Genomic DNA, 1,031 nt, shown 5'->3' with positions numbered 1-1,031 from the left:
ATAATGGAAACAGAAAATCCACCCGTAAGGAGAAGCGCCATGAATCTGGATACCCAAAATCTTCCGCCGGAAGTGGCGGCGTATATCCGGTCACTGGAGCAAGAGAAACAGCGGCTGGAGCAGGAGAAGCAGTTACTGGAAAAACAGCTGGTGAAGATGCAGTCCCTGAATGAACAGCTGGTTCAGATGCGCAAACGGATGTTTGGGCAATCCAGTGAGCAGATTCAGTATGTGGACGCCCAGCAGTTGGACTTCTTCAATGAAGCGGAAGCCTGCAGCGATGCGTCCGCTCCGGAACCGGGAAAAACGACCCCGGTGAAGGCCCATGCCCGGAAAGCGAAACGGACCAAAGAAGAACTGACAGAAGGCTTGGAACACAAGAAGGTAGTCTGTGAGCTGCCGGAGCAGGAACAGATCTGCGCCAAGTGCGGCAGCACCATGGTACGGATTGGAGAAAAGTTTGTCCGCTCTGAACTGGTGATTGTGCCGGCCCAGGTGTATGTGGTGGATTACTATGCCGCCAGCTACAAATGTGCGCACTGTGAAGCCCAGACTGGGGAGAGCTATATCCGGCAGGCCGAAGCTCCTGTTCCAGTGATGAAGAAAAGCATGGCAGCCCCCTCCACGGTAGCCTATATAATGCAGGAGAAGTTCCAGAACGGAGTTCCGCTGTATCGCCAGGAGGCTTACTGGAAGGGGCAGGGTGTGGATCTTCGGCGCAATACCATGGCCAACTGGGTAATCCGCAGTGCCCGTTGGTTCAAGCCTCTGTATGAGCAGCTTCGCAGGGAGCTGCTGCGGCAGGACATTGTGAATGTGGACGAGACCCGCGTCCATGTCCTGAAAGAGGATGGCCGGGAATCCAGTCAGATGTCCCAAATGTGGGTGTTCTGTTCTGCCGAAAAGAAAATTGCACTGTACCAGTACAGTCCCAGCCGTTCAGGCCGGGTAGCCAAAGAGATGCTGCAAGGCTTCTCCGGCTATACCCAGACCGACGGCTATTCGGGTTACAATTGTCTGGATTCCGTGAC

General features: G+C 54.6%; 1 protein-coding gene. It reads left to right on the top strand.

The features are described from left to right. Positions 1 to 39: 39 nt before the first annotated feature. Positions 40 to 1,031: IS66 family transposase (locus B5G28_RS14205; RefSeq protein WP_087249842.1), on the top strand; the 992-nt coding region annotated here is incomplete at its 3' end.

Source organism: Faecalibacterium sp. An77, assembly GCF_002161315.1.
Taxonomy (GTDB): Bacteria; Bacillota; Clostridia; order Oscillospirales; family Ruminococcaceae; genus Faecalibacterium.
Note: the sequence above shows the minus strand (reverse complement) of the source record. Positions and strands in the feature narration are given on the sequence as shown.